A 19721-nucleotide genomic window follows, 5' to 3' on the forward strand; every position below is an offset into this window, starting at 1 on the left:
TCTGATACCGTTATTTGTTGAGCGTATGCTATTGTTCTGGCAATCGGTGACAATTTCGATTCACAGGTAAAAACGCCTGCTCAACTATCACAGGCCACCTAGACAAAGAGTAATAAGTATGATAACTATAGATTCTGCTCAATCCTAATGGTCTAGGCTGTGCTTTATCAATGCGTGTAGGAGTGACCCCCCGTATGATTCAAATGGTGCTGGAAAACCCAGTTTCCGTCAAGGATGCAGAGCGGTTCTGCCAAGAGATATTGCCGCAAGTATCGCGCACGTTTGCTTTGAGCATTCGCTTCTTGCCGGGGCACTTGGGACGGGCGGTTCTCGTGGCCTACCTCATCTGTCGCATTGCCGACACGATCGAAGACGATCCTGTGGCCAGTATTCCAGCCAAAACAGCACTGTTGGATCACCTGCTGGAGTGTTTTGATAGCCCTGCCTTGGCCAATAGTTATGGGCAGACAGCGCGTGGCGTGGAAGGAGATGCCGCCCACGTGCAGTTAGTGCAAAACACCGGGTTAGTCTTTGCGTTGTATCGCACCCTACCCATTCGCTCACAGCAGCACGTTCAGCGATGGGTCAGCGAAATGGTGCACGGCATGAAAAAATTTGTCAACCTGCACCCCAATGGCATCCGTATTCAAACCCTTGAGGAATATAAAGAGTACTGCTATTACGTTGCTGGCACAGTTGGCTACCTCCTCACCGATCTATGGCATGAGCATTCCCCCAGCATTGGGGTTGACGAGTACCAAGTGCTGCTGAAGCGGTGTGGCGCTTTTGGGGAAGCCCTACAAACCGTCAATATCCTCAAAGACATTGCGTGGGATGCAGAGCACGAAAATTCCATCTATATTCCCAATGATGCCCTCCTGCAGCAAGGTAGTAGTCACCAGTTGATTTTAAGTGCGGCACACCTAGAGCAAAACCACGCTGCTATTAAGGATCTGATTGCCTTGGCATGGCATGATCTTGACGAAGCCCAAGCCTATCTCCTCTCGGTTCCCAAAGCTGCGGTACCGATTCGGATGTTCTGCGTGCTGCCACTGCTGTTTGCCTACGCGACCCTGCGGGATCTCAGCCACTCCACCGCCATGCTCAAGCCCGGCGGCGTGGTCAAAATTAGTCGTGCTGAGGTGAAGTCCTTAATGCTCATGGGGCCGATTTCGATCTTGAGCAACCATACCCTACGTTGGTTGATTAGCCAAGTTCGTCAAAAGCCCTTCATCCTCACTGGTATTTAGACCACACCTAGAAAAATACCAATGGTGCAGTGGCTCAGAATAGGCTACGATATGGGAAGATTTTCGCCTTGTTGCAAATCTTCACAAAGTAGCTGTAATGGTCTGTATTATCAACCGCCGTGCCGAATTTGCGGCTAGTCACCGCTACTGGTTGCCGGAGTGGTCTGAGGCTCAAAACCTATCTTACTTCGGTGCTTGTAGCCGTTTTCCGGGGCATGGTCACAATTATGAACTGGTTGTTTCCATGCAGGGAGACGTGGATGCCTTTGGCATGGTGCTGAACTTGTCGGAGGTGAAGCAGGTAATTCGGCAGCAGGTGATTGAGCCGCTCAATTTCTCGTACCTCAATGAGGTGTGGCCGGAGTTTCAAACTACCCTGCCCACCACAGAGCATCTTGCCCGCACGATTTGGGATCGGTTGGCTCCCCACTTGCCCCTTGTGCGGATTCGGTTATTTGAGCMCCCCCGCCTTTGGGCGGACTACACTGGAGACCCTATGGACGCCTATCTTTCGGTTGGTACCCACTTTAGTGCGGCACATCGCCTTGCCCTTGAGGAACTCAGCTATGAGGAGAACTGCCGGATTTACGGCAAGTGTGCTCGTCCCCACGGCCATGGGCATAATTACCATGTGGAAATTACGGTCAAGGGTGAGATTCATCCGCGTACTGGGATGATTGTGGATTTGGTGAAGCTGGAAGCAGTGCTTAAGGAATGGGTGATTGAACCCCTGGATCACACGTTTTTGAATAAAGATATTCCCTACTTTGCGACGGTGGTACCCACAGCCGAGAACATTGCGATTTATATTGCCGATGTCCTGCGGCAGCCCATTCGTGACCTCGGTGCCACACTCCACAAGGTGAAGTTGATCGAAAGTCCAAATAATTCCTGTGAGATTCTGTGTGAGGAGTCTGCCCAAGGCACATCCCCCCGCGAAACAGTATTACCAGTGTTGGAGCGCGTGTAGGACATGTTTCCAACGATTCGGTGGTTGTTGGCCGCTAGCCTAGTTGCTGCTACGGTGCTGATTTATTTTCCCTACATTTTTGTGGTGATTGGTCGGGTGCAGGCAGGGTTTGATGTGGCTGCCCCTCGGGCGCTGTTTGATAAGCTGCCACCCTTTGCCCAGCGGGCGGTGTGGGCGCACGAAAATTCCTTTGAAACTTTTATGCCCTTTGCGGCGGCGGTGCTGCTGACTCTTTTAACACATGTAGAGACTCAAACGGTGGCGATCGCCAGTGTGAGTTTTGTCGTTGCTCGCTTTCTCTACTCGATTTTCTATATTGCAAATATTCCCATTGGCCGCTCCTTGATGTTTGGTGTGGGGACTGCTGCTACCCTCACGCTCTTTCTCCAAAGTCTGGCGGCGCTTTCAGCGTAAAATGGAATAACTGATCCCTCAAAAATATGCTTTTGGCATAGAGTATAGTAAATGTCTCTAGACAATCTGCGCACCCTGTATCAGCAAGTTATTTTGGAGCACTACAAAAAGCCGCGGCATCGGGGGCAAGCGAATCCGGTAGATCGGCGGCAGCGGGGGCATAACCCCTCCTGTGGTGACACTATTGATTTAACCGTGGCCTTGGCCACGGATGATGCTGGTCAGTTGTTTATTAAAGACATTAAGTTTGAGGGAGAGGGCTGCGCGATCGCCATGGCGTCAGCGGATTTAATGGCGGATGCCCTGCGCGGACAGCCCGTGGGACGTGCACTGGAAATGGTTGAGCAGTTCCAATCCATGATGAAGGGGCAGTTTGAGTTCCCAAAAGAGTTTCGCAAGCTCAACGTGATGCAGGGGGTCGCCCAGTTTCCGGTGCGGATTAAGTGCGCCACGCTGACATGGCATACCCTGCGAGCCGCATTACAGCAACAGCAGAACAATGGCGTCATTAGCAACGAGGAGGAGGACTAGTGCTAACACCAACAGAGTTTGCCACCTATAGCCGTTGGGTTGGCATTGCCACAGTGGTGATGGCAGGTCTGACAGCTCTAGCGTTTTTATTGCGTTGGGGAGTCCGTTTTCGGTTTGTGGGTATTACTGGCTTTTTGGGGGTGGTGACGGTAGGGCTGTTTGCCCTGAGTATTGTGCCTATTGTCCATACCCCTGTCCCCGGGGCGGGCAAATATACACTGGTTTATGACAATGGTGCCACCCAAGTCGTGATTACAGTGCCGCCAGAGGTGACCACAGAGACCTTGGAAGCAACCCTAGTGCAGGCAGCTAATGACTTATTTTCCCTTGGCCGTTTGGGACGAGGGGGCGATCGCCTCGTGGTGATTGCCCGCACTATTCGCCATCCTCAACCGAATGTTTCCGAACCCGTGATTCTAGGGGTGGCCACACGCTCCCTTAGCGATCGCACCGACACCCACGTTGATGTGCAAATTCTTTGATACAGCGATACAGCGGCTTGGGGAGCGATAAAGTCCACAAAGTGACTCACAAAGTACTGACTAGGCAGGGGGCTTAGTCGTCAGGTAAGAAGGCAAAGCCTAGGGGCTTGACCCGCTGTAGGGCATGGCTCAGAGCCGCGTGTAAATGCCCATTAGTGGCTAAAATGCGCCCTGAGGCTAGATCAAATGGGGATTGATCGTAGGCGGTTACCACGCCCCCCGCCTCACGGACAATGACCACCCCTGCTGCTAAATCCCACGGAGATAGGCCTCGCTCCCAATAGCCATCAAGGCGACCACAGGCTAAATAGGCTAAGTCAATGGCTGCTGCTCCGCCACGGCGCACCCCTTGGGTGAGGTGGGTTAAGTAGCAAAACTCGGCATAGTTGTTGTCGTCTGTGTCGCGGCGATCGTAGGCAAAGCCAGTGACCAGTAGGCTTTTGCTTAGCTCCGAGGTGTCAGAGACCCGAATCCGTTGGCGATCGCGAGTTGCGCCTAGCCCCGTCGCCCCGCGAAATAATTCCCGGTGAAAGGGATCGTACACCACACCCACATGGGGTTCCCCAGCTACCAACAGCGCAACGGAAACCGCGCTAAAGGGGTACTGGTGCGCGTAATTGGTAGTACCGTCTAACGGGTCGATCGCCCACAGAAATTCATTCTGTTGCATCCCTGAAAAACCAGACTCTTCCGCCAGAATGGCATGGTGCGGGCAGTGGCGCTGCAGAACATCGAGTACCGCTGCTTCCGACTGGCGATCGGCAACGGTCACCAAGTCACCCGCTCGCCCCTTTTCTTCAATCTCTGAGAGCTTTCCCCAATACTGCTGTAGCACAGCCCCACCCGCAAGGGCAGCCTCGGTAGCAATTTCTAGGTAGCGCTGCCGCTCTACCTCCGGAAGGGAGCAGTTTACTGATGCCATACCCTAGTCCTCATCGAGGGGCAACCCCAACTGTACCCGTCCCTGACCAAAATAGCGACCAAATTGGAGTTCATAGACTTCGTCCTCGTCCTGGGTTTCAACATCCAGATCCGAGCGGGCGTAGCTAACGCAAAGGAGGGCATACCCTTGCGCCTGTAGTGCCGGAGATAACCCCATGGCCTCAGGCTGGTAAATATCCCCTGAGAGCACTCGCACAGCACAGGTGGTGCAGGCGCCATTGCGACAGGCAAAGGGAAGTGTCAGCCCTTGGCTCTCGGCATGGTGCAAAATGTAGCGATCCTCCGGTACCTCAATCGTATAGGTTTGAGGTGGCGGATCCCCAGGCTTGAGGGGGCGAACGCGAATCGTAACGCGATGGGTGTTGCTCATAAACTGCTATAACTACCCCAATACAGACCCGGACGAACGCAGCCAATTCTTAACTCCGGTTGCCGATTCGTTGCAACATTGTCCATCACTATCGCTGATCCTCGATCTCTGGGTATCCCGAAACCACAATTATCACAAACATAGCAACGATAGCTCAGTTCTGCCTATTCCTTTTTTGATAAGCTGAACTCGTTGCGCTTGTTTAGTCTGCTGCTGCGTTTATGGTTGCTTCCCCTATTCCTATCTGTATTACGCTGGGTACTCGCCCGGAAGCAATCAAGCTAGCGCCAGTTATCCAAGTGTTCCAGCGATCGCCCCACTTTGTCCCCTACGTGGTGCTCACAGGGCAACACCGCGAAATGGTGACCCAAGTGATGAACCTGTTCCACCTAACGGCGGATCGCAATCTGGCGATTATGCGTCCCAAGCAAACCCTCACAGAGATTACCTGCCGTTCTCTGCAAGGGCTAGAGCAGCTTTATCAAGAGTTACAGCCAAAGCTCGTACTTGTGCAAGGAGACACCACCACAGCCTTTGCCGCGACCCTTGCCGCATTTTATCAACAGATTCCCGTAGGGCACGTCGAAGCAGGGTTACGCACCGACCACCTCTACAATCCCTACCCCGAGGAAGCCAACCGACGGCTGATTTCCCAGTTAACACAGCTACACTTTGCACCGACAACCCAAGCCGTGGCTAACCTTAAGGCGTCGGGAGTGGTTGGCGGCATTCACCTGACCGGCAACACCGTTATTGATGCCCTTCTGCAAGTGGCCGATCGCCAGCCTGTGTGTACAGTGCCCGGCCTCGACTGGCAACAATATCGCGTTCTATTGGCCACAGTTCACCGCCGCGAAAACTGGGGAGACCCCCTTGCGGATATTGCCGCCGGTTTCTTGCAGATTTTGGACGCTCTCCCCGACACAGCCTTACTCCTGCCGCTGCACCGCAACCCCACAGTACGCGAGCCATTGCAAACCTACTTAGGCAAACATCCGCGCGTATTTTTGACCGAACCCCTCGACTACCCTGCCCTCGTGGCAGCTATCAAAGGGTGCACCCTCGTGCTCACGGACTCCGGCGGTCTCCAGGAGGAAGCCCCCAGCCTCGGTAAGCCCGTCCTAGTACTCCGTGAAACAACGGAACGTCCTGAAGCCGTCACTGCTGGCACCGCCAAACTGGTGGGAACTGCCGCCATGAGCATTGCTGCTGCCGCCCTCGAACTGCTTAACGATCCTGCGGCCTACAACCGTATGGCCAACGCCATTAACCCCTTTGGAGATGGTCACGCCAGCGATCGCATCTTCACAATTGTGCAGCAGTTTTTTTCTCAGACACCGCCCCCATGAGCACGATGTCAGCCCTGTGGGCAGCCCTGTGGGTCACCAGTTGGCTAGGACTGGTACTGTTGGCAGCGGAGCTTGTGCATTACTGGTTTCCCGATGCTAAGGAGTGGTCTCGGAAAGTGGTGCATATCGGTGCAGGGCAAGTTATTCTCATTGCCTATGTCTTGCGAGTTCCCACCAGTTGGGGCATTATTGCCGCCCTTATTGCCGCTGGCCTCACGTTGCTTTCCTATCGGATGCCCCTCCTCGAAAGTATTAGTAGCGTGGGTAGGCAAAGCTGGGGCACCTTTTTTTATGCCGTCAGTATCGGTAGTCTCATGGCACTCTTTTGGGATAAACTTCCGGAGCTTGCGGTCTTAGGGGTTTTGATTATGGCGTGGGGAGATGGCCTCGCTGCATTGGTAGGCATTAACTTTGGCCACCACCCTTTTTCTATTGCTGGCGCCACCAAAAGCTGGGAAGGAACCATTGCCATGTTTTTGATTAGCAGCCTTGTGGCAGCGCTCTCCCTTGCCCCACTTGCCCCCTTAGGTCTCTGGTGGGTTGCCCCGGTGGTGGGGCTAAGTGCAACGGTTCTTGAACTAGTGGCATGGCGAGGGCTAGATAACCTGACCGTTCCCATTGGCAGTGCCCTCATAGCTTACGCGTTGCTGTTGGTTTGAGGAGGGTGAGGAATGGAGCTTGAAACCTACGAATGCCGCGTTCACTTTGGCGATACTGATGCGGCAGGGGTTGTCTATTTTGCCAATGTGCTGCGGTTTTGCCATGAGGCTTACGAAAACCTACTGCAACAGTTGGGAGTGGATCTACGGCAGTTTTTTAGTGGTAGCGGCCTAATCGTCCCCATTACTGACGCACAGATACGGTTTCTGAAACCTCTCTACTGTGGCGATCGCCTGCGCATTATTGTCACTCCTGAGGCCGTGGATGGCAGTCGCTTTCAGCTAGGCTATAGGGTTCTAAGTTCAGAGGCCGACTGCGTAGCTGTTGCTCAAACTCACCATGTCTGCCTTGCCTTACCGGAACGACACAAGGCACCGCTTCCCCTGCCCCTCGCCGATTGGCTCACCTCGGAAATGCGCACTCCGCCAGCGAGAGGTTTTCCAGTATAGGCGATAGCTTCCCAAATTGTAGAACCTTCCATCCTCAACACCTACAATTCTAACGCTGGGACTACTAGCGCAACACCATGCTCCTAGGGTAATCTGCAATTAGAGTATGGCATCGGGGAGCAATAGGGCAGCAATGTTTAAGAACTTACTCGTTCCAACCGATCTACACGATGGTCTGCCCAAGCTCACAACCTATATTGACGCGCTAGCGGCAGCAGGTATCGAAAAGCTAGTGTTCCTTCATGCCTGCCCCATTGATGACGATGGCGACAAGCCACGGCTGCGGGAGCAAAAACTTGAACGCGCTCGTCAGTCGCTGAAAATTGACCCTACGCAGGTTCCAGCTAACATCAAGGCTGACGTCATTATTGATAATCGCCGCCCAGCCGATACCATCCTTGATACCGTTGAAAAGCACCAGATTGATCTGGTGTTGGTTAGTCGTCCTATTCGTAACCTCTTGGATGAAAAACTCTTTGGCAGTACCACCATTGGGGTGTTACAGCGGATTAAAATTCCGGTGATGATTTTCCGCCCACAGTTACTATGGGTTCTCACCAGAGCAGAATTAAATTTGCGCTGCCAGCAGTTGTTCCGAAATCTGCTAGTGCCCTACGACCACAGCCCATCGGCGCAGCATCTGATCCAGCAGCTACGCCAAGGGGTAAAGCGTCAGACGGGTACGGGTATTGCTTCAATGGCACTGTGCTGGATTATCAGCGATGCAGGTCAGGGGGAACTGGGGGTGGGCGAAGAACGGCCACGGGCAGAAAAAATCCTTGCCGAGCTAAAAAATGAATTTACCGGCTACGGCCTAAGCGTTGAGACAGAAATCCGGGTTGGGAATCCCATTGTCGAGGCGCAATTGGCGGCGCACGATCGCGATATTCATGCCATCGCGGTTTCCTCAGCCTCAGTGGGTAAAATCTGGGAGCTGTCTATCCCTAGCTTTGCCGGAGATATTATTCGCCGCTGTGTGTTTCCTGTTATTTATTTCCCGCCTGCGGGTCGCTAGAGCGGCAGCCGTTAAGCGGGTGCAAGCAATTGAGATACCCCTAGGCGATCGCCTGCGGCAGCAGATAGCGTCCGATCGTCCAGCCAATAAACACCCCTAAAATTGCCATCTGCATGATCACAATCATAATTTGCCAGTTGCGGTAGCCTGCGGCACGCATTTCGATACGCACGAGGGTTTCAGAACTCATGAGGATAGCAATCAAGCTAAAGATGGCAAAGGCATTAACGAAAAGCGTGACAATGGTGCTGAGAATCAGCATGGTCACAACACTGCGTGGCCCCATTTGCATGGAGCGAAAAAAGTTGGAGGTGCCCCATACCACCACAACGGTGAGGATGGCTGCCAAGATGCAGGCGTAGGCTGACCACATCCACGGGTAAGCAGATAAATGCCAACCCACAAGAATGTAACCCAAAACCACCAATGCCAGCAGCACTAGGGGAAATTTGGTAGAGTCCGCTTTGGGGGACGCCTTATGGGGCATGGCTAGGTGGGGGCAAGTGGGTTTGAATCCACTCTACGGCAGCCTGTAAGTCAGTAGCAATATAGTCCGGTTGGCTGGGGTGCTGGTAGCGCCCTGCAAGCACCTGCTGGCCAAAGCCCGTTTGCACCAGAATGCCATAGCAGCCCGCATTACGCGCCAGATCAATATCGGTGGCCTTATCCCCCACCATGACACTGCGGGTTAGGTCAAGATCGTGATCCCAAGCTGCCGCCACCAGCATCCCCGTATTGGGTTTGCGCCATGTGGTCCATCCGGCATAGTCGCTGACCACCCCCCCTTCGGGACGGCTCAGATCTGGACAGAAATAAATAGCATCCAGAACGGCACCAGCGGTGTCCCATAGTAGTTTTTGCAGGCGCTCGTGGAGGGCATGGACATGGTCAATGCCGTAGTAGTTACGGGCAGGCCCTGACTGATTGGAGGCCAAACAGCAAAACCAGCCCTGTTCATTTAAGCGCCGCACCGCTTCAGCGACACCGGGTAGTAACTGTAGATCCTCAAGGCGGTGGATATACCCGATTTCCTGATTGAGCACCCCATCCCGATCTAAGAAAACAGCACCTCTAGCCATGGCAAGCGGCCTGAATGACTGCGCTGACGGGAATATCTGCCATATTGCCCGTGGGGGACTTGATCGCACGAAAGCGAGGATCCGCAGGGAGCAGTTTTGCTGGATCCGTGGGGCCAAAGAGCGCTACCAAGGGGGTGCCCACTGCCACCCCAATGTGCATAGGGCCACTATCGGTGCACAGAATCTGCTGTGCCTGAGCCATGAGGGCGGCAAGTTTACCCAAATCAGGAGGGCGGGTGACGCGCACCTGCGGTAGGGCTTGGCTGAGGGCTGTGACCCATGCCTGATCCTCTGGCCCACAGGCCACAATAAAGGGCAGGTCGGGCTGCTGCTGCTGGAGAGCTTGCAACACCTCCACCCATGCGGCTGGCGGATAAATTTTGTTGATGCCTTTTGCCAGTGCCATCTGACTGGAGCCACCATGGAGGAGACGATAGCTCTCAGCAACCCCTAACCGTTGCCGCTCAGCGATCGCCCACGCTTGATCGTCCGGCTTGAGCACTGCCTTGGGCAAGGGGCAAGGGGTTGTAATGCCAAACGCCTTGAGCAGGTCATGGTACACGGCTGCACTGTACTGGTCTAAGTTAACGGGCACGGCATCGGTGAGTAACCCCAAGGGATTGAGCCTTGCAAATCCCACCCGTTTGGGAATGCCAGTGAGCCACAGGAGCAGGCGTACCGCTTTACTGCGCCCTAGGGAAAGAATAGCCTCGTATTCGGCATCTCGCAGAGTGCCGATGAGGTTGGCCCAATCTGCTAGGGCATTGCGATTTTTGAAATCAAAGGGAATGACCCGCGCTACGGATGCGCTAAGTTGATAAGCTGCCACCGCCCGTGGCTCAACGACCACATCAATTTGCACCTCTGGAATGTGCGCTTTGAGATCGTCGAGGGTGGGGAAAAATAAAATTTGATCGCCAATTCCACCGGGCACCAAGGCCACGACATTTTTCATAACTTTTGGGGATATATAAAAATGGAGGGCGACCTTATTCTACCCGTAAAGTTTCACCCATCTGTCGGAGGCGATCGCGCCACGCTAGAGCTAAGGGTAACTCGGTAAAGGGAATTCGATAGGCCACACCAGCACAGGATTGCAAGACCAGTTCAATTCGCCCAGATGATTTCTGCGTATCGGGAGTGTCATTGTCTAAGGGTTGGCCCCCGGCCATAACGCTAATTGCTGTTATCTCCTCTAGACCACAGGACTGAAGCTGGATGATCCCTTGGCGTGTTGGCTTTCCCCACACTAGGCGATCGCCCCGCTGCCCTAGCACCGCCAAAATATCGTACTTACTGTGCTCAAACTCCTTTGCCCAGTGACGGTAGTACTCTAGCTTGCGGTACTCCACCCACCCTAGGCGAGCAAGGGTCAGAAATACCGCCAACAAAGGGAACCAGAAAAGACCGTGGCTCATACTTGGCTTAGCAACTGTCGCCGCAGCACATCGAGGGCATTCATAGCACTCAAATGCCGTACCCACTCTCGTCCGCGCTGAGCACTCAGGCGAAATTCACGGGTGATCACCTCACCCTCTGGCAACGCCACGCCAATATACACTAACCCCACTGGTTTAGTAAGGGTTGCCCCCCCAGGCCCAGCAATACCGGTGATGCTGATTCCCCAGTCACTGCCAAGGCGGGTTTTAACCCCCACCGCCATTTGCGCTGCCACCGTCGCACTCACAGCACCTTCGCGTTCTAAATCCTCAGAATTTACTCCCAGTACCTCAACTTTGATGGCATTGCCGTAGGCAATCACCCCGCCCCGAAAGTAGTCAGAGCTGCCGGGAATACGGGTTAGCAGTTCCCCCAGCCCTCCCCCGGTACAGGACTCCGCCACCGCCACGGTGTGTTGCCGCTGCTGCAACAGCGTTGCCACACAGCCAGCAAGGCTATCGTCATCAGCGCCGTAGCAGTCTAGCCCGACAATTTGGCGAATCTCTGCTTCAACGGGACGAATCAGTTGCTGGGCTTCCGCTTCATTACTGGCGCGCACGGTAATACGCAGTCGGACTTCGCCATTACCAGCGTAGGGAGCAACGGTCGGGTGGGGACGAGCGATTTGGGCAGCCACTTTTTCTGCTAAGACCGATTCTGGGATCCCCCAAAAGCGCAACACTCGGCTGTAAATAATTTCTTTCCCCCATCCTTGCGAGCGCAGAAAAGGAACAGCCGTGTCATGCCACATCTGCTTCATTTCTGCGGGCACCCCCGGAAAGGTCATGATGATTAGGCCAGTACGCGGCTGCCAAATCATCCCTGGTGCACTGCCAATGGGGTTCGGTAAAATATCAGCACCCACCGGCAGTAAGGCTTGTTTGCGGTTACTGGGGCTAAAGCCACCGCGATGGGCATACTTCTGCTCTAAGTCAGCAATGATCTCGGGGCGTTCTGCGAGGGGGGCTTGGAAAAAGTCAGCGAGGGTTTCGGTGGTCAAGTCGTCGGGGGTGGGGCCCAGTCCACCCGTAAAAATTAACAGGCGGGCGCGATCGCAGGCAATGGCCACCACCTTTTTAATGCGGGTTGGATTATCACCGACGACGGTTTGATAGTAGTGGGGGATACCTAAGCTCGCTAACTGCTGCGCTAAAAATTGGGCATTGCTGTTGAGGATTTCACCCAAAAGCAGTTCCGTGCCCACGCAAATAATTTCTGCATTCATGGCCTTAATCGTTCTCGCTGGTGCCGATCCGCTGCCAGACATACCAAGTGGCAAACCCCATTAGCAATGATGCTGCCACCGCATAGCCCCAGCCCCCCGGCAGCCCCGCCAGTGCCATGGCCACACTGCCCACCCAAAACGTTAGGCAATAGATAAAGAGAACTGTTAACCGCTGGGACAGTCCTGCTCTGAGCAGGCGATGGTGGAGATGCCCTTTATCCGGGGCAAAGGGAGACTGACCTTGGCGCAAGCGGTTGACCACCACCGTCGAGGTATCCACAATGGGCACAGCCAAAATTAACAAGGGCAATAAAATAGCTGCAGCGGTATAGGCTTTCACCAAGCCAATCACCCCAATCCCGGCCAAGGTAAAGCCCATAAAGTAGGCACCGCCATCCCCCATGAAAATTTTTGCGGGATTGAAGTTGTAGCGCAAAAAGCCAAGGGCACCGCCGGCCAAGGCGGCGGCAATCAACCCCGCTTCTGGTTCCCCAAGGAGCATACAGACAAAAAGCATCAAGGAGGCAGCAATACCGGACACACCAGCGGCCAAGCCATCAACTCCATCAATAAAGTTAATGGCATTGGCAATGCCCACCAGCCATAGGGTAGTGAGGGGTAGGCTCAACCAGCCTAGGTCGATAATGCCGAAAAAGGGGACGGTGATGATCCGAATTTTGACCCCAACGGCCCAGACAATGCCGGCCACAACAAACTGAAGCACTAGGCGCAGCAGGGCAGGTAATGTGAGTAGATCATCCGCGAGGCCAATCAGGAAAAAGGCCACACCACCAAGGGTAACTCCCCAAATTTCGTACTCCGCAGGCTGGGGCATCACCCCGAAACCACCGGCATTCCAGACAAGGAGCAAGGCGACCAGATTGCCTAAAAAAATAGAGATGCCGCCAAGGCGCACCATGGGGCGGGTGTGAATTTTCCGCTCGTTGGGGCGATCCACAAACCCAGTCTTATGGCCCAGTTCGTTGACAACAGGGGTCACCAGTAAGACAACGGCAATGGCGGCAATAAACGCAATGAGGTGGTAAAGCATCCGCTGCGGTTAAACGATGGATACAGTTCCCTCTCAGGCTAGCACTGGTTGTAGCAATTGCAAGTGGGGATACAACGGAAATTTCTCGCACAGCTCGGCCACCCGTTGGCGACAGCGGAGTTTTACGGTTTCATCTGCTGGGGCATGGAGGCGATCGCCAATGATCTCTGCAATGGTGGCAAACTCAGCTTCCTTCATGCCACGGGTGGTCAATGCTGGCGTTCCCAGACGCAGGCCACTGGTCACAAAGGGAGAGGCGGGATCGTAGGGAATGGTATTTTTATTCGTCGTGATGTTGATCTCTCCCATGAGGCGATCGGCCTCTTTCCCCGTTAAGCCCACTGAACGCAGGTCAATCAGCAGCAGGTGATTATCGGTGCCGCCAGACACGAGGCGCAGCCGCTGGGCTTGCAGACCCGCTGCCAAGGCCTGGGCATTGCGAATCACTTGGCCAGAGTAGGCAGTGAATTCAGGCTTGAGAGCCTCCCCAAAAGCTACAGCTTTGGCGGCAATGACATGCTCGAGGGGGCCGCCTTGGGTACCCGGAAAAACGGCCTTATCCAGTTTTTTGCCCAGTTCAGCGTCGCGAGTCAGGATGAGGCCGCCCCGCGGGCCGCGCAGGGTTTTATGGGTGGTGGTGGTCACCACATCGCACACTGGCACAGGGTTGGGGTGGTGCCCTGTAGCAACTAGGCCAGCAATATGCGCCATATCCGCTAGGAGATAGGCACCCACTTCATCAGCAATCTCGCGAAATGCCTCAAAGGGAATCACCCGTGGGTAGGCGGAGTATCCGCAAATAATGAGCTTAGGGCGATGCTGCCGTGCCAAGTCCCGCACTTGATCCATATCTAGGCGTTCTGTATCGGGACTGACGCCGTAGTGAACCACATTGAACCACTTGCCAGAGACATTGACAGGCGAGCCGTGGGTCAGGTGCCCGCCATGGGATAGATCCATTCCGAGGATCGTATCCCCCGGATTCAAGAGTGCCAAGAAAACGGCAAAATTTGCTTGGGCACCAGAATGGGGTTGGACATTGGCATGGGCAGCACCAAATAACTCCTTTGCCCGATCAATGGCGAGTTGCTCAACTTCGTCGATAAATTCACAGCCACCGTAGTACCGCTTGCCCGGTAACCCTTCCGCATACTTGTTGGTCAAAACGGTGCCTTGGGCGGCCATTACCGCCGGGGAGGTGAAGTTTTCACTGGCAATCAGTTCTAGATGGTGCTGCTGTCGTTGTACTTCTCGCTGTACCATTGCAGCCACAAGGGGGTCGGTTTGGGCAAGCCAGTCTAGTTGTGTCATTGGGGTGTAAGTGTCAAGGTAAAGAATTTCTTTTCTATCTTATCGCGACAGCCTCTCTCGCAACCCTGAGCTTGCCTGCAACAGGAGCGGTGTTAGGGTTCACTAGCGGCAGATGAGGGCTATTTCGGAGTCAGGGAGATAGTATAGGAATTAAGACTTATGGCATACCGTTAGGTACCTATACATAGCTAGCACTCTCAAGGTGAACGTTAATCACCTTTTGTATTTACTTGTATTTATCGTTGTTGTTCCCGTTTTTTCATCCCGCAAGCCACCTCTATGAACGGCTCTGATCCTTTTCTTGCGCAGATCTTGGAACGGCTTCCCCACCCCGTTTTGGCGGGCGATCGCAAGGGGGTCGTTCTCTTCGCTAATGCAGCCGCAGAATCGTTGGTGGGGCACTTGGCCTGTAGTATGGTGGGCACACCTCTGGATACACTGCTAGGCATTCCCTTTCAGGTGTCTCAAGAGCGCATCCGCAACGTGCTGCAAACTCAGCGGGCTGAGCAATGGAACTGTTATGACCCCACCGATCAACGATGGTGGCAAGCAAACCTGACTCCAGACCCCACGGGGTTTACATTGATTTTAACGGATATTACCGAGCACCAACGCAGCCGCATTTTGCAGCAGGCGCAAGTCAGCGAATTAGAAAAATGGTGGCAGCGCTTTCGCACCCTCACCAACCTCGGACAGCACTTGTTTTGGGAGTGCTCTGGCGATCGCTGCCAGTGGAGCGGCAACAGTGAACGGGTGCTGGGGTATGCCCTAAGTGACCTGCCGCTGACTTTACAGGGGTGGCAACACCTCATTTACCCAGAGGATCGGGCGACCTTTGCCGACGCAATCGGCCTTAGTCAACGGCAGGCGGCCTGTTTTGTGCTCGAGTATCGCATCAAGCACGCTAGGGGGCACTACGTGTGGGTGTGCGATCGCCGTGAATTTAACCCTGACCTAGGGGGGCTAACGGCAGTGGGGTTAATCTCTGATATTAACGAGGCCAAGGAACAGGAACTACGGCTGCGCGAAAGTGAGCAACGCTACCGGAACCTAGTGGATCATCTGCCGGCGATTCTCTATCGCTGCGCGAACGATGAACACTGGACGATGGAGTACCTGAGTCCAACCTTTAGTAAGTTGGCGGGCTACCCTCACACGGAGTTAATTGGCAATCACATCCGCAGCTACGCCAGTATTACCCACCCCGAGGATGGCGATCGCGTCAACCGGATCATTCATGAGGGCTTAGCGAGCGGCCAGCCCTTTGATGTGGGGTATCGCATTCTCCATGCTGATGGCTCCATTCGTTGGGTGCACGAGTATGGCCAGGGGGTTTACGATGCAGCGGGGCAGGTGATCGCCCTCGAAGGCATTTTAGTGGATGAAACTGAGCGCATTGCCGCTGAGCGCGCCCTCCAGCAGAGTGAGTATCGCTGGCGGACGGTCTTTGAAAATGCCCAAGTTGGCATTGTGCTCACCAGTCCCGCCGAGGGCTACCGCCTCACCTACTGTAACCCCGCCTTCTGTCGATTTGTTGGCTACACTGCTCAGGAACTGGCTCAATTCACTGCCCATGATTTAACCTTTGCCGAAGACTGGCCGGAAGAAGCACCCCTGATCGAAGAGTGTCAATTGGGGCTGCGCAACACCTACCAAATCATCAAACGCTACCGGCACAAGCGCGGCCACACCCTTTGGGGCAACCTCACCCTCTCCTGTGTGCGGGATTCCCAAGGGCACCCCCAAATTTTAATTGCCCTCATTGCCGATATTACCACTGAGCGGCAGTTACTCCTTTCCCTTGAGCAGCAGCAGAACCGCTATCAGCAGTTAGTGGATAACTGTCCGGTACTCATTGTTACCCTAACCCGCGAAAAAACCCTGCTCACCACTAATTGGGCAGGCTTAGATGTCTTGGCTACCGCCCAAGTGACCCCCGGAATGCACTATGCTGCCTTACTTCATCCGCAAGAGTCACTGCAGCGTGTGAACGGCTTAATCGAGCGAGTATTGCAAGGGGAAACCCTCAGCGGCGAGGAGCTTCTCTTTCGCGGTAAGGACGAGCAACCTCGCTATATGCTCTCTCATCTATTTCCGCTGATGGATGATGAGGAGCAGCTTATGGGCTGTGTGCTAGTCAGCACCGATATTAGCGATCGCAAACGGGTGCTGGCCGAATTGGATGAACGGGAAGCCCAATACCGCAGTGTCTTTGAGTCAGTGGCAGAGGGGCTGGCTATTTATGATCCCCACGAAGAACACCTGATTGAAGTCAATACCGCCTTTTGCAGAATACACGGCTACAGCCGCGAGGAGATTTTACAACTGCCTCCCCAACAGCTTGTTCATCCCGACCATTTTCAAAAGGTTAAAGACTCTCTGGAGGCCATCCGCCAGCACCGCACTTGGCAGGGGGTCGCTCAACACTGGTGCAAAAAAGGTCGCCTCATTGATGTCGAGATTTTCGCTACCCCACTCCTCTATAAAGGCAAGGAACACATCCTGTACGTAGTTCGGGATATTACGCAACTGAATCGGATCGAGGCGGAGCGATCGGCAGCCGTGCACGAGCTAGAGCAGCGAAAAATACTGCTGCAAAATTTGCTTGCAGATTTAGATGTGGGCGTAATGCTCATCAGTGCAGATCTACGGGTGCAGCTTGTCAACCCTAAAGCATGCCAACTCCTAGGGGCTAGCGCCTCTGACCTGCTTGGGCAAGCTATTGTTGAGCACTCATGGCAGGCTCTCGATGCTGAGGGTAACACGATGCCACCAGAGCAATTTCCAGTGATGCTCGCGATACAGGAGCAACGCCGGATTCAAAATCGGGTGGTGGGGATTCTCAATCTGCGCACCCAAGAGCGCATTTGGCTTCAGGTGACAGCAGATCCTCAGTTTGCCCCGCATGGCACCCTTGAGCAAGTAATTGTTACCTTTAGCGACATTAGCGATCGCAAGCAGAAAGAAGACCGACTGCAACACCAAGCCGATCAACAGCACTGCCTCAGCCAGTTGATTCAAGCCATTCGCGACTCTGCCGACCTAAATACGATCTTCCAAACCGCCGTACAGGATACCAGCCGCCTGTTGCGCTGCGATCGGGCAGTCATTGTCAAGTATCACGCCGATCAAGGCCATTGGCTGCCCTTGGTTGAGCATCTTGGGCACGCCGACCTCAGGCCGACCCTAGGAGTAGCCATTCCCGATTGCGACAACCCCATTGCTGATCGACTTTCTCAGGGAGAAATGGCCGAACTGCCCTCCTTTGAAGCGGTTCAGCCCACAGATAGCATCAACCGGGGAATTGCCGAGCAGTTTGCCGGGGGCTGGTTAATCTGCCCTATTCAATTGAGCAAGCAGATTTGGGGGGCATTTTCCCTCCAACGGTTGGTGAATCCGTGCGGCTGGAGTGATGAAGAAAAAAAACTTGTACACACGATCGCTGGGCAATTGGCCGTTGCCATTGAGCAAGTGGGGCTTTACAACTACCTGCAAAGCAGGAATGCTGAGCTATCGCGCCTTGCCACCATGGATGGGCTGACGCAAATTGCCAATCGTCGCTACTTTGACCAGTACCTTGAACAGCAGTGGCAGTTGGCACAGCGAGAAAAAACTAGCATGACGCTGATATTAGGGGATGTGGATTTCTTTAAGGATTTTAATGATCACTATGGCCATCAAGCGGGGGATGAGTGCCTGATCGCGATCGCCAATACCCTGACTCAAGCGGCTCGTCGTCCGACGGATTTGGTTGCCCGCTACGGTGGCGAAGAATTTGCTCTGATTTTACCCAATACCACCCTACTCGGGGGAGTGCGCATTGCCGAGCGGATTCAGCACCTTGTGTATCATCTCAATATTCCCCATGCTGCGTCTGCGGTGGGCGATCGCGTCACCCTGAGTTTAGGGCTTGTAACCCTCATGCCCCAAGTCGGCCAAGCAGTAGCTGAGCTGATCCGGCTAGCGGACGAGCAACTTTACCGAGCCAAAAATAGAGGCCGCAATATCTACTGCTGCTATCCTGAGCACCCTGCCAGCACACAGAAGGAAACTTTATAGCGTTCTTGCGCGACCTTAGAAAACAGCCGCTGGCTGCCCATGACTGCTACTAGGGTGCCGAGCACTGCGGCAGATCTTTGATAGGATGAGCCTCAAGGAGTTGCCGCCTGTATTGCCCATGAACCTTGCCAATCAGTTCCAAAGCGGTTTCACCCTCTTTCTGAGTTTATTAGTAGAGGCATTTCCGTTTCTTTTATTGGGAATTCTCCTCTCCAGTCTGTTACTGCTGTTTATCGATGAACAGGCGCTGATCCGCCGCCTGCCGCGATCGCCGCTGTTAGGGGCATTGGTGGGTAGTTGCATTGGCTTTTTGTTCCCAGTGTGTGAGTGCGGCAATGTGCCGGTCGCTCGCCGGCTGCTTGTTCAAGGAATGCCCGCCTCGGTGGCTATTGGTTTTTTGTTGGCGGCTCCCACCATTAATCCAATTGTGATCTGGGCAACGTGGATTGCCTTTCGCGATCAACCGGAAATTGTTGTTTTTCGAGTGCTCTTTTCGCTGGCGATCGCCACCATCGTTGGCTGGGTCTTTAGCTGCCAAGCCGATCTACGCCCTTTTTTGCAACCCACCGTCACAGCGATGATGCCGCGCCCCCAACCCGAAACCGTTGCAGTTCCGGCACTGCTGCAATCCGGCACCTACCTGCTAAGTTCCCCGGGTCAACCCCTTGCCCTTGACACCCTCACCCTAGCCCCTAGGGTCTCCCCCCAACCGTGGCCACAACGGCTACCGCTCCTGCTGGATAACATTCTCCAAGAGTTTCGGGAGCTAGGGGGGATTTTAGTCCTTGGTAGCCTCATTGCCGCTGCCATTCAAGTGGCCGCCCCCCGCGAACTGATCCTCAGCCTAGGCCAAGGCCCCGTCATTTCCATTGTGGCCATGATGATTCTGGGCACCGTTATTTCCATTTGCTCAACGGTGGATGCCTTTTTCGCCCTTGCCTTTGCAGCGACCTTCACCCCCGGTGCCCTGTTAGCTTTTTTAGTCCTTGGCCCGATGGTGGATCTCAAAGGTATTGGCCTGCTGCTGACCATTTTCCGTCCGCGGGCGCTGATCTATATCTTTATACTGGTGGCACAACTCACCTTCTCCCTTTGTTTATTTCTGAATTTGCAGTGGAGTTAGC

At 54.2% G+C, this 19721-nt stretch carries 20 protein-coding genes; 11 read left to right on the forward strand and 9 right to left on the reverse strand.

What is annotated here, in order from left to right; genetic code table 11:
- The first annotated feature begins 194 nt into the window (after window positions 1–194).
- The 5 genes from L5220_RS06945 (at window position 195) to L5220_RS06965 (ending at window position 3647) form a co-directional block, all read left to right on the forward strand.
- Window positions 195–1250: a phytoene/squalene synthase family protein gene (locus tag L5220_RS06945; protein WP_499497802.1), complete on the forward strand. Its 1056-nt coding sequence runs from the start codon at window positions 195–197 to the stop codon at window positions 1248–1250.
- Window positions 1251–1347: 97 nt separating this feature from the next.
- The gene (locus L5220_RS06950; RefSeq protein ID WP_499572585.1) at window positions 1348–2220 is read left to right on the forward strand and encodes a 6-carboxytetrahydropterin synthase; all 873 of its coding nucleotides are present in this window, start codon (window positions 1348–1350) and stop codon (window positions 2218–2220) included.
- A 3-nt stretch (window positions 2221–2223) separates the two neighbouring features.
- Window positions 2224–2634, forward strand: coding sequence for an MAPEG family protein (locus tag L5220_RS06955; RefSeq protein WP_499572587.1), 411 nt, complete (start codon window positions 2224–2226; stop codon window positions 2632–2634).
- Window positions 2635–2685: 51 nt separating this feature from the next.
- Entirely contained in the window at window positions 2686–3165 is a 480-nt protein-coding gene (gene sufU, locus L5220_RS06960) for a Fe-S cluster assembly sulfur transfer protein SufU (RefSeq protein ID WP_448526742.1), read from the forward strand.
- The gene (locus L5220_RS06965; protein WP_099798531.1) at window positions 3165–3647 is read left to right on the forward strand and encodes a Ycf51 family protein; all 483 of its coding nucleotides are present in this window, start codon (window positions 3165–3167) and stop codon (window positions 3645–3647) included. The genes sufU and L5220_RS06965 overlap by 1 nt, the downstream gene beginning before the upstream one ends.
- A 73-nt stretch (window positions 3648–3720) precedes the next feature.
- Here the strand turns inward: L5220_RS06965 and L5220_RS06970 are convergent, their stop codons facing one another.
- The gene (locus L5220_RS06970) at window positions 3721–4569 is read right to left on the reverse strand and encodes an inositol monophosphatase family protein (RefSeq protein WP_099798532.1); all 849 of its coding nucleotides are present in this window, start codon (window positions 4567–4569) and stop codon (window positions 3721–3723) included.
- Window positions 4570–4572: 3 nt separating this feature from the next.
- On the reverse strand, window positions 4573–4959 hold the full coding sequence (locus L5220_RS06975; RefSeq protein WP_099798533.1) for a 2Fe-2S iron-sulfur cluster-binding protein: 387 nt from the start codon (window positions 4957–4959) through the stop codon (window positions 4573–4575).
- Between the two features lie 221 nt (window positions 4960–5180).
- Here L5220_RS06975 and wecB point away from each other — a divergent pair, with 221 nt between their 5' ends.
- The 4 genes from wecB (at window position 5181) to L5220_RS06995 (ending at window position 8432) form a co-directional block, all read left to right on the forward strand.
- Window positions 5181–6308: a non-hydrolyzing UDP-N-acetylglucosamine 2-epimerase gene (gene wecB / locus L5220_RS06980; RefSeq protein ID WP_499572589.1), complete on the forward strand. Its 1128-nt coding sequence runs from the start codon at window positions 5181–5183 to the stop codon at window positions 6306–6308.
- Window positions 6309–6313: 5 nt separating this feature from the next.
- Window positions 6314–6967: a diacylglycerol/polyprenol kinase family protein gene (locus tag L5220_RS06985; RefSeq protein WP_099799838.1), complete on the forward strand. Its 654-nt coding sequence runs from the start codon at window positions 6314–6316 to the stop codon at window positions 6965–6967.
- Window positions 6968–6979: 12 nt separating this feature from the next.
- The gene (locus L5220_RS06990; protein WP_499572591.1) at window positions 6980–7417 is read left to right on the forward strand and encodes an acyl-CoA thioesterase; all 438 of its coding nucleotides are present in this window, start codon (window positions 6980–6982) and stop codon (window positions 7415–7417) included.
- A 133-nt stretch (window positions 7418–7550) separates the two neighbouring features.
- Complete coding sequence (locus tag L5220_RS06995) at window positions 7551–8432, forward strand: universal stress protein (protein WP_448526745.1); 882 nt, start codon at window positions 7551–7553, stop codon at window positions 8430–8432.
- Between the two features lie 40 nt (window positions 8433–8472).
- On the opposite strand, the gene L5220_RS07000 is transcribed toward L5220_RS06995, so the two are convergent.
- Genes L5220_RS07000 through glyA form a run of 7 tightly spaced genes read right to left on the reverse strand, consistent with a single transcriptional unit; the run spans window position 8473 to window position 14538 of the window.
- Window positions 8473–8919, reverse strand: a complete 447-nt coding sequence (locus L5220_RS07000) for a hypothetical protein (protein ID WP_448514283.1) — start codon at window positions 8917–8919, stop codon at window positions 8473–8475.
- Complete coding sequence (locus L5220_RS07005; RefSeq protein WP_099798538.1) at window positions 8909–9511, reverse strand: D-glycero-alpha-D-manno-heptose-1,7-bisphosphate 7-phosphatase; 603 nt, start codon at window positions 9509–9511, stop codon at window positions 8909–8911. Before L5220_RS07005 ends, L5220_RS07000 begins: the two co-directional genes overlap by 11 nt.
- Window positions 9504–10466, reverse strand: a complete 963-nt coding sequence (locus L5220_RS07010; protein WP_499572595.1) for a glycosyltransferase family 9 protein — start codon at window positions 10464–10466, stop codon at window positions 9504–9506. The genes L5220_RS07005 and L5220_RS07010 overlap by 8 nt, the downstream gene beginning before the upstream one ends.
- A gap of 34 nt (window positions 10467–10500) precedes the next feature.
- Window positions 10501–10929 carry a hypothetical protein gene (locus L5220_RS07015; RefSeq protein ID WP_499572597.1) on the reverse strand — a complete coding sequence of 143 codons (429 nt, stop codon included), beginning with the start codon at window positions 10927–10929 and terminating at the stop codon, window positions 10501–10503.
- Window positions 10926–12176 (reverse strand): competence/damage-inducible protein A, encoded by a 1251-nt coding sequence (locus L5220_RS07020; protein WP_499572599.1) that lies wholly within the window; start codon window positions 12174–12176, stop codon window positions 10926–10928. Before L5220_RS07020 ends, L5220_RS07015 begins: the two co-directional genes overlap by 4 nt.
- A gap of 4 nt (window positions 12177–12180) precedes the next feature.
- The gene (locus L5220_RS07025; protein WP_099798542.1) at window positions 12181–13227 is read right to left on the reverse strand and encodes a glycosyltransferase family 4 protein; all 1047 of its coding nucleotides are present in this window, start codon (window positions 13225–13227) and stop codon (window positions 12181–12183) included.
- A gap of 33 nt (window positions 13228–13260) precedes the next feature.
- On the reverse strand, window positions 13261–14538 hold the full coding sequence (gene glyA, locus L5220_RS07030) for a serine hydroxymethyltransferase (protein WP_499572601.1): 1278 nt from the start codon (window positions 14536–14538) through the stop codon (window positions 13261–13263).
- A gap of 279 nt (window positions 14539–14817) precedes the next feature.
- Between glyA and L5220_RS07035 the strand changes: the two genes are divergently transcribed.
- Together L5220_RS07035 and L5220_RS07040 are read left to right on the forward strand one after the other, a co-directional pair.
- Entirely contained in the window at window positions 14818–18597 is a 3780-nt protein-coding gene (locus L5220_RS07035; RefSeq protein WP_499572603.1) for a PAS domain S-box protein, read from the forward strand.
- Between the two features lie 85 nt (window positions 18598–18682).
- Entirely contained in the window at window positions 18683–19720 is a 1038-nt protein-coding gene (locus L5220_RS07040) for a permease (RefSeq protein WP_227517585.1), read from the forward strand.
- Window position 19721 lies beyond the last annotated feature (1 nt).

Origin of the sequence: Synechococcus sp. PCC 6716 (assembly GCF_022570815.1) — a bacterium.
GTDB classification, from domain to species: domain Bacteria; phylum Cyanobacteriota; class Cyanobacteriia; order Thermosynechococcales; family Thermosynechococcaceae; genus Thermosynechococcus; species Thermosynechococcus lividus.